The sequence below is a fragment of the Pseudomonas japonica genome (genome assembly GCF_900188455.1).
GTDB lineage: Bacteria > Pseudomonadota > Gammaproteobacteria > Pseudomonadales > Pseudomonadaceae > Aquipseudomonas > Aquipseudomonas japonica.
Genome location: NZ_FZOL01000009.1, coordinates 196,287 through 210,487, shown reverse-complemented (window position 1 = coordinate 210,487; position 14,201 = coordinate 196,287). Strand labels below are relative to the sequence as shown.

The following is a 14,201-nucleotide window of genomic DNA, read 5'->3' as shown; positions in this document are numbered from 1 at the left end:
TCGCAGCCCAATCGTCGTAGTGAGACTGATCAGCAAGCCATTCTCATTTACGTCATTTGTCTGGAAGAAAACAGTGAAAGGTCCGTCCACGTCCTCAGCACGTTCCACCCACGCCTTCAAGCGTGCCCTGCTGGCCTCCTCGGTGGCTGCCAGCCTGCTCGGCGTCGTCGTCGCCCAGGCCGGCGATGCCGCCACCCCCGCGCAGATCAGCGCGTCCCAGGCCCGTCAGGTCAGTCTCGACCTGCCGGCGCAGAGTCTCGACCAGACCCTGACCCAGTTCGCCGACCAGGCCGACCTGCACCTGCTGTTCACCACCCGCGACGTGGCCGGCCTGAGCAGCCCGGGGTTGCGCGGCAGCTACAGCATCGAGCAGGCGTTGCGGCTACTGCTGGCCGGCAGCGGTGTGAGCTGGCAGTTCAGCGATGCGCGCACGGTGATCCTGCGCAAGGGCGAGCCCCAGGCTGCCGTCGCGCTCAAGCCCATCGAGGTCAGCGTCGCCTCGCGTACCAGCACGTCGATCAGCGAGATTCCCGGCACCGTCTGGGTGGTCGACCAGGAACAGTTGAAAGAGCAGATCAGCAACGGCGTGAGCCTCAAGGAAGCCATCGGCAAGCTGGTTCCGGGCCTCGACCTGGCCCCGGAAGGACGCACCAACTATGGCCAGAACATGCGTGGACGCAATGTCCTGGTGATGATCGACGGGGTCAGCCAGAACAGCTCCCGCGGCCTGTCGCGGCAGTTCGACAGCATCTCGCCGTTCAATGTGCAGCGTGTCGAAATCCTCTCCGGGGCCAGTGCCATTTACGGCGGCGGCGCCACCGGCGGCATCATCAACATCGTGACGAAGAAGGGCGAAGCGGGCCCGGCGCGTTTCGAAACCCAACTGGGCGCGAGCAGCGGTTTCAACAACAGCGACGACCTGGCGACCCGTGTCGCCCAGTCGGTCAGCGGCGGCAACGAACGCATCAATGCGCGCCTGGGGGTCTCCGCCGAGCAGAACGAAGCCTTCTACGACGGCGCCGGCAAGCAGATCTTCATCGACAACACCCAGACCGACCTGCAGTACAACCGCACCCTCGACGTGATGGGCAGCCTGGGCATGCAGTTCAACGATGAGCAGAGCCTCGACCTGCTGGCCCAGTACTACGACTCGGGCAACCACGGCAGCACCGGCATCTACTTTCCGCACCTGAACTACAACGCGCCGTCGGACCTGGAAGACGCCGAGCTGCGCAGTGGCCTGTCCACCGACCTGGAGCCGCGGACCCGGCGCCTGTTGCTCAACGCCAACTATCACCACGCCGACGTGCTTGGCCAGGACTTCTACCTGCAGGCCTCGTACCGCAAGGAAGACAACAACTTCTATCCGTTTCCCTACTACAACAGCGGCAAGCCGACGGGTTCCAGGGGCGTGTACTTCGCCGCGTCGCAGCAGAACTTCGAGGTCTCCGGCCTCAAGGCACTGTTCGCCAGGCAGTGGGACGGTCTCAAGCTGACCTACGGCGTCGACCTCGACCGCGAGCGGTTCAACGCCGAGCAGACCACCTTCGATGCGCGCACCTCGTCGAGCAGCGGCGGCCTCGACCTGGAGGCGGCGAGCAAGGCGCCGCGCTATCCCAGCTACCGTGTCGATGGCTTGTCCGCCTACGCCCAGCTGGACTGGCACCTGACCGACAACCTGACCCTGTCCGGTGGTGCCCGGCGTCAGCAGATGGATGTCGATGTCGGCAACTTCAAGGGCATTCCCGGCGGCAGCAACGACTACGCGGTCAACCTCTACAATCTCGGCGCCATCTACGACTTCAAGAACGGTCACCAGGTCTGGGCCAACTACGGCGAGGGCTTCGACCTGCCGGATCCGGCCAAGTACTACGGCAAGGCCGGCCTCAGCGTCGACGACAACCCGCTGGCCGGGATCAAGAGCCGCCAGGTGGAGACGGGCTGGCGCTACGCGGACCTGGATTGGGACGCGCAGGCAGCGGTGTACTACATCTGGTCGGACAAGGTCATCACCACCGACTCGGCGACCCTGACCATCAACGTCGAAGACAAGAAGAGCCGCGACTTCGGCTTCGAAGGTGCGCTGACCCGGCATTTCCAGAACGGCTGGGAGGCGGGCGGCACCCTGCACCTGGTGCGTTCGGAAGAAGAAGACAGCGCGGGCGACTGGATCAAGCGCGACGCCCGTTACGCCTCGCTGTCCAAGTCCACTGCCTTCGTCGGCTGGAAGGCCGAGGGGCGCAGCGCACGCCTGCAGGCCAACCGGGCCTTCAGCCTGAAGGACGACGCCGAGCACAAGATCTCCGGCTACACCACCTTCGACCTGCTGGGCAGTCAGGACACCGGATTCGGTACCTTCAGCGCCGGTATCCAGAACCTGCTGGACAAGCAGTACAGCACCGTCTGGGGCCAGCGCGCGACGCTGTTCTACTCGCCGACCTACGGTCCGGCCTACCTGTACGACTACCAGGGGCGCGGTCGCACCTACACCCTGACCTGGTCGCTGGCCTATTGATCCACCCGCAAGCCATGGCGGGCCGACCTCACGGCCCGCCATGGCCTCCCGGGCAAAGGCTTCCCTTGCAACAAATTGAATCACCTCCGCCGAGCCCGGCGCCTTCTGCCCGAACCTCTCGCGTCCTAGGCTATCCAAGCCTTGGAAAGGCCCACTGCGCGGGAGGTGACCATGTCGCATCGAATCCTGCCGATCCTGATCGGCGCTCTGCTTGTCGTGTTCGGCGATACCTCGGTCTTTGCCGCGGACCAGAACAATCCGCGCAACAGCCCGATCCGCGCGATCAATCCCAACAGCCAGCAGGGCACGCTGCCCGACACGCCACCCGTGCGCGGCCCTTCCACGCAGCCCGACCCGCGCCTGCCGACCCTCGAAAACCGTGGCATCGGCAACGGTGACAACCTGCGGCGTGAGCAGCAGACGCCGCGCCTGGAACCCATCCGTCCACCCCGCGACTCACGGCGCGTACCGTGATCGCCCGCAGAAAGGATCTCCGCATGACTCCACGCACCTGGCTACTCGCCCTCGGTACCGCCGCACTCCTGCCGCTGATTGCTCATGCCGCGCCTGAACGGACCTTCCCCAGCGAGGAAGGCACGCTCAAGGTCGCGACCCTGGCCGACGGCCTGAAACATCCCTGGGCCCTGGCCTTCCTGCCGGACGAGCAGGGCATCCTGGTCACCGAGCGCCAGGGCAACCTGCGGGTGATCGGTGCCGAAGGCCGGGTCGGCGCACCGCTCAGCGGCGTGCCGGAAGTCTGGGCCAAGGGGCAGGGAGGTCTGCTCGACGTGGTGCTGTCGCCGACGTTCAAGCAGGATCGCCTGGTCTACCTGTCCTTCGCCGAGGGTGATGGCGAGGGTGACAAGGCTGGTACCGCGGTGGGGCGTGGGCGGCTGTCCAACGACCTGAGCAAGCTGGAAGACTTCAATGTGATCTTCCGCCAGGAACCGAAGCTGTCCACGGGCAACCACTTCGGTTCGCGCCTGGTGTTCGACCGCGACGGCTACCTGTTCATCGCCCTTGGCGAGAACAACCAGCGCCCGACCGCCCAGGACCTCGACAAGTTGCAGGGCAAGGTGGTGCGCATCCTTCCAGACGGCGAGATTCCCAAGGACAACCCCTTCGTCGGGCAGAAGAACGTGCAGCCGGCGATCTGGTCCTACGGCCACCGCAACCAGCAGGGCGCGGCGCTCAATCCCTGGACCGGGCAGTTGTGGACCCATGAGCATGGTCCGCGCGGCGGCGACGAGATCAATATCCCCAAGCCCGGAAAGAACTACGGCTGGCCACTGGCGACCCATGGCATCAACTACTCGCTGACGCCGATTCCCGAAGCGCGGGGCAAGGAGGTGCAGGGCAGCGTGGCGCCGCATCATGTCTGGGAGAAGTCTCCGGCGATCAGTGGCATGGCGTTCTACGACGGCGGGCGCTTCAAACCGTGGGAGCACAATCTGTTCATCGGCGCGCTGGCGGCGCAGGAAGTGATTCGCCTGGAACTGAACGGCGACAGGATCGTCCATGAAGAGCGCATGCTCGGCCAGTTGAATGCCCGTGTCCGCGATGTGCGGGTGGGGCCGGACGGGTTTCTCTACCTGTTGACCGACGACGAGGATGGGCAGTTGCTCAAGGTCGGCTTGGCCGAGTAGTTATCGGGGCTGCCGCGCAGCATTCCGCCAAAATCCTTACACAAAGCAAGGCATTCCTGGGGTACCCTGTGGCCTTTTTCCCACAGGGCCCTTCATGTCCAGCGATACCCCCCTGGCGCTCTACCAGCAGGCCATCGGCGAACGGGGTTTCGTCGTCGATCCCGCCCAGGAAACGGCTGTCGAAGCCTTGCAGGCCTGTTTCGACGCCGTGCAGAGCGGCAGACCCGCGTCGGGCGTGTACCTCTGGGGCCCGGTCGGCCGGGGCAAGACCTGGCTGATGGACCAGTTCCACCGCTGCCTGAGCATCCCCGCCCGGCGCCAGCATTTTCACCACTTCATGCGCTGGACCCACCAGCGCCTGTTCCAGCTCAACGGCACCGCCGACCCGTTGCGGGCGCTGGCCCGGTCGCTCGCCGACGAGATCCGCGTGCTGTGTTTCGACGAGCTGTTCGTCAACGATATCGGCGACGCGATCATCCTTGGCCGTCTGTTCCAGGAGCTGTTCGAAGCCGGTGTAGTGGTGGTCGCGACCTCCAACCAGCCGCCGCGGCAGTTGTACGCCGATGGCTTCAACCGCGAACGCTTCCTTCCGGCCATCGCCGCCATCGAGGCGTCCATGGCGGTGGTGCCGGTACACGGCGAGCAGGACCATCGCCTGCACCCCGGCGCTGGTCAGCAGCGCTACTGGTTGCGCCAGGCGGGTCAGCCCTGCGCCCTCGCGGCGCTGTTCGACACGCTGAGCGGCGATCAGCCGTGCAGCGCTGCCGACCTGGCCGTCGGTTACCGCAGCGTGCAGGTCATCCGGCGCAGCGAAACGGTGCTCTGGTGCGACTATTCGCAGCTGTGCGAACAACCCCTGGCGGCCATGGAGTTCATGGCCCTGTGCGAGCGTTTCGAGGCGATTCTGCTCAGCGCCGTGCCGGCCCTGGGGGCACCGCGGCAACCGGGGCGGATCGCCCGCGGCACCGAGGATGGCATCGAACGGGTGGTGGCCGGCGATCGCGAATTGCCGCAACTGTCGCCCAGGGACAACGGTGTACGCCGCTTCATCGCGCTGGTCGACGAGTGCTACGACCAGCGCGTGGCGCTCTATCTGGAGGCCGAGGTTCCCCTGGAAGCGCTCTACACTCAAGGGTATCTGGAGTTCCCGTTCCGACGGACACTCAGCCGTCTGCGGGAGATGCAATTGCAACGTTTCCGCTGAGGACGTGCACATGAGCCAGCCACTCTCGCACCACCTGCTGACCCTGGCCTACAACAATGCCTGGGCCAACCACCGCCTGTACAAGGCCTGTCGTCAACTGAGCCGCGACGAGTTCGTCGCGCCGCGCTGCAGTTTCTTCCCGTCGATCAAGGCCACTCTCAACCACCTGCTCACGGTCGACTGGTTCTACCTGCAGGCGCTGGAGTGCGAGCTGCGCGGCGAGCCCGCGGACGAAGAGGCCGGGCGCTTCTTCGAGCCGCAGGAGCCTTTCGACAACGCCGAGCAGTTGCAGCGCGAACAGGCCCAGAGCGACCGCCGCCTGATCGCCTATTGCAGCCAGTTGCGCGATGACCAGTTGCAGCGCTATGTGAGCATCGTGCGCCCCGAACGGGTCCCCGTACGGGTTCAGCGCGATCAGCGCCTGCGCCTGCTGGCGCATCTGTTCGAGCATCAGATCCACCACCGTGGCCAGGTTCACGCCATGCTCGCGGAGACCGATGTGCGTCCGCCGCAACTGGACGAGTTCTTCTGCGAGGAAGAAGCCCATCTGCGCGCCCAGGATTTCGCCGAGCTGGGCTGGACCGAGGAGATGATCTGGAAAGTCAGCGGCTGAACCAGCCCAGGGTGATCAGCGCCAGCACCAGGTAGCGTGTGCCCTTGGCGATCGTGACCAGCACCACGAATCGCCAGAACGGCTCGCGCATGATGCCGGCGATCAGGGTCAGTGGGTCGCCGATCAGCGGCATCCAGCTCAGCAGCAGCGACCACTGGCCGTAGCGACGATAGCGCTGCTGCGCCTTGTCCAGTTGCGCGGCGGAAAACGGGAACCAGCGCTTGTCGCGCCAGCGCTCGATGGCCCGGCCGAGCAGCCAGTTGACGATCGAGCCCAGGACATTGCCCAGGGTCGCGACCAGCAACAGGCTGGCCAGCGCCGCGGGATCGTGCAGCAGCAGGCCGACCAGCACGGCCTCCGATTGCAGCGGCAACAGCGTGGCGGCGCCGAAGGCGGCGAGAAACAGACCCCAGTAGCTCAGCACGGTATGGGCAGCATCATTTTCCAAAGGTCTTGTAGGATATTTCTCGATGGCCGACGCAGCCAGCGCGGATATGCATCACGGCGTATCCGACTCGAACAGGCGTTGCAGCTCCACCCGCGCTTCCTTGGCCGTCTGCATCACCTTGGCCTTGTCATCCCGGACCCGACCCTGGGCCGCCAGTACCTCCTCGTCATGCCGGGTAAAGCGTCGAATCCGCTCGTCCGCCTGCTGCTCGCTCAAGCCCAGCCCGACCAATGCCATCCGGCTCATCTCCAGACTGGAGTGGAAGGTCTCGCGAATCGGCTCGGCACCCACGTCCACCAGCTTGTGCACATGCTGGCGGTTGCGCGCCCGGGCCAGCACCTTCAGGTGCGGATACAGCCGCTTGACCTGCTCGGCGGTGCGGGTGGTCGCCTCCGGATCGTCGGTGGTGATGACCAGATACTCGGCCTCGCCGACCTTGGCCGCGTGCAGCACTTCGGCACGCTGCGGATCGCCGTAGAACACTGGCGCCTCTTCGAACAGACGGGTCATCTCGATGGCATCCACCGAGGTGTCCAGGGCGATGAACGGTATCCGCTGCGCCCGCAGGATGCGCGCGACGATCTGGCCCATGCGGCCCATGCCGACGATCACCACCCGCGGCGCATCGCCGGCGATGGCCTTGTACTGCTCGGGCACTTCGCGGGGCGCCGGCGGACGCTTGACCAGTCGCGCGCAGCCCAACAGCAGGAGCGGGGTGATGGCCATGGACAGGGTGATGGTCATCAGCAGCAGGTCGTAGGTCTGCGCATCGAACAGACCCTGGTCGCGGCCCAGCTTGAACACCACGAAGGCGAACTCGCCACCAGCGGCCAGCACCACGCCAAGACGCAGGGCGTTGAGCGTGTTCAGGCCACCGGCGAAGCGCCCGACCAGCATCAGCAGCACCAGTTTCACCGCGACCAGCAACAGGGTCAGGCTGATCAGCAGCAGCGGCATGTCCAGCAGCAGGCGCAGGTTGGCGCCCATGCCCACGCTGATGAAGAACAGGCCCAGGAGCAGGCCCTTGAAGGGTTCGATCTGTGATTCCAGTTCGTGGCGGTATTCCGAGTCCGCCAGCAGCAGACCGGCGAGGAAGGCGCCGAGGGCCATGGAGATCCCGGCCTGTTCCATCAGCCAGGCGGTACCGATCACCACCAGCAGCGCGGTGGCGGTGGAGACTTCCGGCAGGCCGCTGCGGGCCACGGTGCGAAACAGCGGACGCAGCAGGTAGCGCCCGCCGACGATGACCATGGCGATGCTGGCGAAGACCCGCAGGCCATGGCCCAGGCTGTCGCCGTGGCTGGTGTCCGGGCCCGTGGCGGCGAGCAGCGGGACCAGGGCGATCAGCGGGATCGCGGCGATGTCCTGGAACAGCAGGATGGCGAAGGCCAGGCGCCCGTGGGGGGCGTTGAGCTGCTTGTTTTCGGCCAGGCTCTGCAGGCCGAACGCGGTGGATGACAAGGCCAGGCCGAGACCGAGGACGATCGCCGCCGGCAGCGATTGAGCGAAGCCGAGCAGGGCGATGCCGCCGATCACCGCGCCCGTCAGCAGGACCTGGGCCAGGCCGACGCCGAACACCGATTTGCGCATCAGCCACAGGCGCCGTGGCGACAGTTCCAGGCCGATGATGAACAGCAGCAGGACCACGCCCAGTTCGGAAATGTGCGCGACGCTCTGGGTATCGCGGATCAGTCCCAGGGCCTGTGGGCCGATGACCACGCCAGCGAGCAGGTAGCCGAGCACGGCACCGAGTTGCAGGCGCTTGGCCAGGGGGACGCAGATGACGGCGGCCAGCAGAAAGATCACCGCGGTTTGCAGAAGGCTGCCTTCGTGTGGCATCGCTCGGACTCCATGAGCTGCCGGGGCAGCGTTGAAAAAGGAGTGTGCATTCTGCAAGCGGGATGGGAGTCAGACAATCCAGGTTGGGGAAGACAGATTGTCCCCTTGGCGGGGACAATCTCCGACGCAATCAGTAGCGCGCCACCACTTCGTCCTTGCCTTCAGCGGTCAGGCCGATGACCTCGTAGGCGTCCTTGTGATCGCCCATTTCCATGCCTGGCGAGCCCATTGGCATGCCCGGCACGGCGATGCCCTTGAGGTCCGGGCGCTTGCCCAGCAGGGCAATCTGTTCGGCCGGAACATGGCCTTCGATGAACTGGCCGTTGAGCACGCCGGTATGGCAGGAAGCCAGACGCGGGGCGACGCCGAGCTTCTGTTTGACCGCGCTCATGTTCGGCTCGACATGGTCGTTGACGGTGTAGCCGTTGTCGCGCAGGTGGGTGATCCACTCCTTGCAGCAGCCGCAGTTCGGATCGCGGTAGACGTCGATGGTCTGGCTGGCCTGGGCCAGGCTGCTCAGGGCCAGCAGGCCGAGGGTGATCAGGTTCTTTTTCAGCATAGGTATCTCCTTTGTATTTCAGGCTTGGGACCGCTTTGCGGTCCTTCGCGGGCAAGCCACGCTCCTACCAGGAAGTCGCCGGCCCCGTAGGAGCGTGGCTTGCCCGCGAATAGCCGCAAAGCGGCCACCCTCAGGGTCAGAATCTCAATCGAACCCCCGCCACCCAGCGGGTCTGTCCGATATCGCCGGCGTCCTCGCGGATCAGATCGGCGGTACTGCCATACGCCTGGTTGAAGCTGACCCCCACATAGGGCGCGAACCCCGGCGTGATCTCATAGCGCAGGCGCAGCCCCGCCTCACTGTCCGACAACCCCGCGCCCTGGCTGCGACTGCGGTCGTCACGCCCATGGAGGTTCAGCTCCAGGCTCGGTTCCAGCCGCCAGCGTTGCGTCAGGAGGATAGCGTAGGCGGCCTCCAGGCGCAGCGCGGTCTGTTGTCGCTCACCCGCGTACAGCGTGGCTTCCAGTTCGAGGTTGGACAGCGGCGTGCCCTGGATACCGAAGGCGGCCCAGGTCTGGCCGCTGGCCGGCTTGAAGTCCTGACGCAGCCCCGCGACCACCTCCCACCACGGACTGACGGCATGTCCCCAGAGCGCCTGCAGTTCAGCCTTGTGCGTGCGGCCCTGTTCCCGTTCGCCTTCGCTGCGCAGCCACAGGCGATCGATGTCGCCGCCGATCCAGGCGTTGCCGTTCCAGTTCAGTGCGCTGCTGTTTTCAACGCTCTGGTACTCCAGTTGTTCGACGGTCACCGCCCAGTTGATCTGTCGGTCATGCACCTGGTGGCCGGGCAGCGGCGGGAAGGCGGCCTGACGGTCGGCGTCGGTGATCGGTTTGAGCGGCGTGCGCGGCTGCGCCGGGGCGGCCGTCATGCCGCCGTGATCCATGCCGGCATGATTCATCGCGCCGTGGTCCATGCTGCCGTGGTCCATCGTCGAATGGTCCATGGCCGCTGCGCGCACTGTTTCGCTGCCCAGCAACAGCAGCAGGGCGATGCCGCCGAGCAGGGGCCGGTTGAGTCGTTCATTCATCGACGCGCACCTCGCGGAACATGCCGGTCTCCATGTGGTAGAGCAGGTGGCAGTGGTAGGCCCAGCGGCCCGGGGCATCGGCGCTGACCCGGTAGCTGCGGCGGCTGCCCGGTGGCATGTCGATGGTGTGCTTGCGCACCTGGAAGCGACCGTGCTCGTCCTCCAGGTCGCTCCACAGGCCGTGCAGGTGAATCGGGTGGGCCATCATGGTGTCGTTGACCAGGGTGATGCGCAGGCGCTCGCCATAGCGCAGGCGCAGGGGTTCGGCGTCGGAGAAGCGGATGCCGTCGAACGACCAGGAAAAACGCTCCATGTGCCCGGTCAGGTGCAGTTCGATCTCCCGTCCCGGCTCGCGGCCGTCGGGATCGGCGAAGGTGCTCTTCAGATCGGCGTAGGTCAGCACGCGGCGGCCGTTGTCGCGCAGGCCGAGACCGGGATCGTCCAGCTTGGCCGTGGGCATCATGGTCTGCATGTCCACCAGCGGGTTGCCGCTTTCCGAGTCCGGATGTCGCTGCATGCCATGCATGGCGTGGTTCATGCCGGCCATGCTGGCGTGATCCATGCCCGCCATGGCGCCGTGATCCATGCCCTGCATGTCGCCATGGCCCATGTCCGCCATGCTCAGCCGCGGCCGCGGGTCCAGCGCCGGCACCGCGGCGCTCAGGCCTGATGCGCGGGCCAGGGTGCCGCGGGCGTAGCCGCTGCGGTCCATGCTCTGGGCGAACAGGGTGTAGGCCGGCGCATCGCCGACGCTGACCAGCACATCGTAGGTCTCCGCCACCGCCAGGCGCAGTTCGTCCACCGTCACCGGTTGTACCGGCTGGCCATCGGCGGCGATCACCGTCAGCTTCAGGCCGGGAATGCGGAAGTCGAAATAGGTCATCGCCGAGCCGTTGATCAGGCGCAGGCGCAGGGTTTCGCCGGGCTGGAACAGGCAGGTGAAGTTGCCTTCCGGGGCCAGGCCATTGAGCAGGTAGGTGTAGGTGGCGGCACTGACATCGGCGATGTCGGTGGGCGTCATGCGCATCTGCGCCCATTGCCCGCGTTCGGCCAGGGTGGTGCTCCAGCCGTCGCGGGCGACGTCGTCGATGAAGTCACCGACAGTGCGTTGCTGGCGGTTGAAGTAGTCAGCCTGCTTCTTCAACTGCGCCAGCAGGGCCGTGGGTTTCTCGTCGCTCCAGTCGCTGAGCAGGAGTACGCAGTCGCGCTGGTAGACGTGGGGCTCCGGCGTCTTCGGCTCGATCACGATGGCGCCGTAGACGCCGGCCTGCTCCTGCAGCCCCGAATGGCTGTGGTACCAGTAGGTGCCGTGCTGCTCCAGGGTGAAGCGGTAGAGGTAGTCGCCGCCGGGCTCGATGCCGGCGAAGCTCAGCCCCGGCACGCCGTCCATGTTGGCCGGGAGGATGATCCCGTGCCAGTGCAGCGAGGTGCTTTCCTCCAGACGGTTGCGCACCCGCAGGGTCACCGTATCGCCTTCGCGCCAGCGCAGCACCGGGCCGGGCAGGCTGTCGTTGATGGTCAGCGCGGTGCGCGGGGTGCCGGTGATGTTCACCGCGGTCTGGCCGATGAACAGCTCGAAATGCTGGCCGTCCAGTTCGGCGAAATCGTGGGGGCCACGGGCCCAGGCGTGCGGGCGCCAGAGACCGAGGCCGCCGAGGGCACCGGCGGCGGCCAGGCCCTTGACGAAGGTGCGTCGGGAGGGAAGGTGAGGCATGGGGCGTCGTGTCCATCAACAGGGATGGCACGACCTTATTCTGATAGTCCTGTCAGAAAGCTGAGTAGTGAATTACAGATTTGTCAGCTGGCGTCGCAGGCTTTGCGTCGGCGGCGGACTGCGTTAGCCTTGCGCGGTTGAACACCAGTGGGGTTGTCATGGACAAGGTCATCATCATCACCGGAGCCAGTCGCGGCATCGGCGCCGCCACCGCGCTGCAGGCCGCGCGCCAGGGTTACCGGATCTGCATCAACTATCACGCCGACGACGAGGCGGCCCAGCGCGTGCTGGCCCAGGTCCGTGAGCTGGGTGCCAGGGCCATCGCCGTGCGCGCCGATGTCAGCGTCGAGGACGAGGTCATTCATCTGTTCAACCAGGTCGATCACGAGCTGGGCCGGGTCACCGCGCTGGTCAACAACGCCGGGACCATCGGCCAGAAGAGCCGGGTCGAGGAAATGTCCGAGTTCCGCCTGCTGAAACTGATGAAGACCAACGTGGTCGGGCCGATCCTCTGCGCCAAGCACGCCCTGGCGCGGATGTCGACGCGGCATGGCGGCAGTGGTGGCAGCATCGTCAACGTCTCCTCGGTGGCCGCGCGCCTGGGCTCGCCCAACGAATACGTCGACTACGCCGCCTCCAAGGGCGCCCTGGACACCTTCACCCTGGGCCTGGCCAAGGAAGTGGCGGGCGAGGGCGTTCGCGTCAATGCGGTGCGGCCGGGGTACATCTTCACCGACTTCCATGCCCTGAGCGGCGACCCGGACCGGGTCAGCAAGCTGGCACCGGGCATTCCGATGGGCCGCGGCGGGCAGGCCGAGGAAGTGGCCGAGGCGATCATCTGGCTGCTGTCGGACAAGGCCTCGTATTCGACCGGGAGTTTCATCGATCTTGGTGGCGGGCGTTAAGGTATTGAATCCGCAGGTCGAGGCGCTGTTGCCCGATGCCCGTTGCAACGGTGAATGAACGTCACCAGCTCGTCGATACGAGCTTCCAGATCGAGCACATCCAGTTCGGCCTCTCTGGAGCAAATGTTCTGCGCGACCTTCATCTTGTCGACGACATCCTGCTCCTTATCATCCGTCCGGAGAAACGGAAGGGTGTGATCGTATTGGCCGTTGCTGATCTGCTGTTTGAATTTGGGATAACAGGTGCTCAACGCTTCCTGCATGGAGGTGGCAGAGACGTAGTTCTCGATTTCTCTCCCTTGGGTGATCCAGCAGAGGCCAGCGCATTTTTTTAGTTCGCTCCTGACTCTCTCTTTGGTGCTGTTGATGGGTTTGTCCGGGGTGTCCTTGTCGCTGTCGATAAGGAAGGCGAGGTTCTGGTTGATGTTGCGCAGGGCAATCAGGGCCTCGATGTCCTGTTTGCTGTCAGGCGCGTCCGCGCTCAGGTGGGCCAGTAGACGTCCCCCATAGAACATGATTGCGTAGTCGATGCCTTCGCGCAGCGTGCTGTCTTTCTTATGAAGCCAATGGTTTACATAGAGGCGGTCGGAGGGGCCTTCCACCCAGACGATGCAGTTGCTCTGGATCAGGTCCGATTGTCGATAGCCAAGGTTCTGCAAAGTGCTCCAGCGTTCGTCGGAGCTGGGTGCAGCGCTTACGCGGGTGAAGCCCTCCGCTTGATAAACCTGGAATATGGCGGCGTTCGGGGTATCTATCAGGGTTGCCGAATGGGTGGCGATGAAATACTGATTCGTCGTCTCTTCATGCAGGTAGTGGATCAGACGGCGTTGCAAGGTCGGATGCAGATGCAGCTCCGGCTCTTCGATGCAGATCAGAATGCCGTCGTTCAATACGCAGTTGACCCCGATCACGATCAATTGCTGGAGCCCCATGCCCAATGAGGCGATAGGCAGCTTTTTATCTTCGATGATGACCGACAGTTCATGTTTGTGCGATACCTCGATTTTTATGCTTTCCTCTTCGGTAACCTTTCGCAGGAAGTCGTTCAGCTTGTTGTATTGGGCGTGGACGTTGACCCCATAGTCAGCCGGGTTCTGGATTTCGGATATTCTATTGATGAATCCTTGGCCGTTGGAACTGTGCGTATTGTCATTGGTGTAGGTTGTTTCTCGTAGGGAGGGGATGCTTATGCATTTTGCACCATACCAGTCCTGGGTGTTGTCGATGATATGTTGCTTCCATACTTCCATGGGTTGAGGTGTTCTGTAATAGTCATGTAGCAGGTTAAGGCTTTTTTCTGATATTTCGCATAGGGCGTAGTGTGATATCAGGTCGCGCTCGTTCTTGTTATACCAAACGAGCCCTTGCTTATCACTGTAGCTACCAATCAGGTCACTTAAGGCATTCTGGATGTCAGAGGCGCTCAACGTGTAGGTCGACTTATCGCGTAGTTCATTCGCGTTTTCGCACAAGGCAACTTCAGGCCCCCTTTTATGAATTTTGACGTTGAAGTCCAGGTCCTTCAGATCGGTTGCCTCTCTGCGTTCCATACTTTGAGAGAGAAAGGTGTTCGAGTGATTTGAAATGAACTCCAGGATTGAAGACTTCCCCGAGTTGTTGGTGCCCACGAAGAAGTTGATGGCCTTGAACGGCCCCATGAACTGGAGATCCGGGCCGAATCCCTTGTAGTGAGCCAATGCCAAGCCTGGTAAATAGATTCGTTCCGTCATT

Annotated in this window: 12 protein-coding genes; 6 read left to right on the top strand and 6 right to left on the bottom strand. The window is 64.3% G+C overall.

Annotated features, from left to right (window positions below):
* Positions 1-73 precede the first annotated feature (73 nt).
* The 5 genes from CHB99_RS13630 to CHB99_RS13610 all read left to right on the top strand — a co-directional run bounded on the left by CHB99_RS13630 (position 74) and on the right by CHB99_RS13610 (position 5,978).
* Entirely contained in the window at positions 74-2,515 is a 2,442-nt protein-coding gene (locus CHB99_RS13630; RefSeq protein ID WP_042125582.1) for a TonB-dependent receptor, read from the top strand.
* 171 nt (positions 2,516-2,686) lie between these two features.
* A complete protein-coding gene (locus CHB99_RS13625) occupies positions 2,687-2,989 on the top strand; it encodes a hypothetical protein (protein WP_089266532.1) in 303 nt (100 codons plus the stop codon).
* Positions 2,990-3,012: 23 nt separating this feature from the next.
* On the top strand, positions 3,013-4,161 hold the full coding sequence (locus tag CHB99_RS13620; protein ID WP_042125580.1) for a PQQ-dependent sugar dehydrogenase: 1,149 nt from the start codon (positions 3,013-3,015) through the stop codon (positions 4,159-4,161).
* A gap of 94 nt (positions 4,162-4,255) precedes the next feature.
* Positions 4,256-5,365: a cell division protein ZapE gene (zapE, locus tag CHB99_RS13615; RefSeq protein WP_042125578.1), complete on the top strand. Its 1,110-nt coding sequence runs from the start codon at positions 4,256-4,258 to the stop codon at positions 5,363-5,365.
* Positions 5,366-5,375: 10 nt separating this feature from the next.
* Complete coding sequence (locus CHB99_RS13610; RefSeq protein ID WP_042125576.1) at positions 5,376-5,978, top strand: DinB family protein; 603 nt, start codon at positions 5,376-5,378, stop codon at positions 5,976-5,978.
* Here the strand turns inward: CHB99_RS13610 and CHB99_RS13605 are convergent.
* The 5 genes from CHB99_RS13605 to CHB99_RS13585 all read right to left on the bottom strand — a co-directional run bounded on the left by CHB99_RS13605 (position 5,968) and on the right by CHB99_RS13585 (position 11,565).
* A complete protein-coding gene (locus CHB99_RS13605) occupies positions 5,968-6,402 on the bottom strand; it encodes a YqaA family protein (RefSeq protein ID WP_042125647.1) in 435 nt (144 codons plus the stop codon). The two genes, CHB99_RS13610 and CHB99_RS13605, sit on opposite strands and share 11 nt — an antisense overlap.
* Positions 6,403-6,477: 75 nt before the next feature.
* Positions 6,478-8,265 (bottom strand): monovalent cation:proton antiporter-2 (CPA2) family protein, encoded by a 1,788-nt coding sequence (locus tag CHB99_RS13600; RefSeq protein ID WP_042125574.1) that lies wholly within the window; start codon positions 8,263-8,265, stop codon positions 6,478-6,480.
* A gap of 130 nt (positions 8,266-8,395) precedes the next feature.
* Positions 8,396-8,824: a DUF411 domain-containing protein gene (locus CHB99_RS13595; RefSeq protein ID WP_042125571.1), complete on the bottom strand. Its 429-nt coding sequence runs from the start codon at positions 8,822-8,824 to the stop codon at positions 8,396-8,398.
* A gap of 136 nt (positions 8,825-8,960) precedes the next feature.
* Positions 8,961-9,851, bottom strand: a complete 891-nt coding sequence (locus CHB99_RS13590; RefSeq protein ID WP_042125569.1) for a copper resistance protein B — start codon at positions 9,849-9,851, stop codon at positions 8,961-8,963.
* A complete protein-coding gene (locus CHB99_RS13585) occupies positions 9,844-11,565 on the bottom strand; it encodes a copper resistance system multicopper oxidase (RefSeq protein ID WP_042125566.1) in 1,722 nt (573 codons plus the stop codon). The genes CHB99_RS13590 and CHB99_RS13585 overlap by 8 nt, the downstream gene beginning before the upstream one ends.
* A 158-nt stretch (positions 11,566-11,723) precedes the next feature.
* Between CHB99_RS13585 and CHB99_RS13580 the strand changes: the two genes are divergently transcribed.
* On the top strand, positions 11,724-12,470 hold the full coding sequence (locus tag CHB99_RS13580; RefSeq protein WP_042125564.1) for an SDR family oxidoreductase: 747 nt from the start codon (positions 11,724-11,726) through the stop codon (positions 12,468-12,470).
* Here CHB99_RS13580 and CHB99_RS13575 read toward each other — a convergent pair.
* A complete protein-coding gene (locus CHB99_RS13575) occupies positions 12,467-14,200 on the bottom strand; it encodes an AAA family ATPase (protein ID WP_052419441.1) in 1,734 nt (577 codons plus the stop codon). The two genes, CHB99_RS13580 and CHB99_RS13575, sit on opposite strands and share 4 nt — an antisense overlap.
* Between the last annotated feature and the right edge of the window lies 1 nt (position 14,201).

What these genes read in the sequence shown, in the direction of transcription:
- CHB99_RS13625 (WP_089266532.1), top strand. Translation starts at nt 2,687, where the DNA reads ATGTCGCATCGAATCCTGCCGATCCTGATCGGCGCTCTGCTTGTCGTG.
- CHB99_RS13620 (WP_042125580.1), top strand. Translation starts at nt 3,013, where the DNA reads ATGACTCCACGCACCTGGCTACTCGCCCTCGGTACCGCCGCACTCCTG.
- zapE (WP_042125578.1), top strand. Translation starts at nt 4,256, where the DNA reads ATGTCCAGCGATACCCCCCTGGCGCTCTACCAGCAGGCCATCGGCGAA.
- CHB99_RS13610 (WP_042125576.1), top strand. Translation starts at nt 5,376, where the DNA reads ATGAGCCAGCCACTCTCGCACCACCTGCTGACCCTGGCCTACAACAAT.
- CHB99_RS13600 (WP_042125574.1), bottom strand. Translation starts at nt 8,265, where the DNA reads ATGCCACACGAAGGCAGCCTTCTGCAAACCGCGGTGATCTTTCTGCTG.
- CHB99_RS13595 (WP_042125571.1), bottom strand. Translation starts at nt 8,824, where the DNA reads ATGCTGAAAAAGAACCTGATCACCCTCGGCCTGCTGGCCCTGAGCAGC.
- CHB99_RS13590 (WP_042125569.1), bottom strand. Translation starts at nt 9,851, where the DNA reads ATGAATGAACGACTCAACCGGCCCCTGCTCGGCGGCATCGCCCTGCTG.
- CHB99_RS13585 (WP_042125566.1), bottom strand. Translation starts at nt 11,565, where the DNA reads ATGCCTCACCTTCCCTCCCGACGCACCTTCGTCAAGGGCCTGGCCGCC.
- CHB99_RS13580 (WP_042125564.1), top strand. Translation starts at nt 11,724, where the DNA reads ATGGACAAGGTCATCATCATCACCGGAGCCAGTCGCGGCATCGGCGCC.
- CHB99_RS13575 (WP_052419441.1), bottom strand. Translation starts at nt 14,200, where the DNA reads ATGACGGAACGAATCTATTTACCAGGCTTGGCATTGGCTCACTACAAG.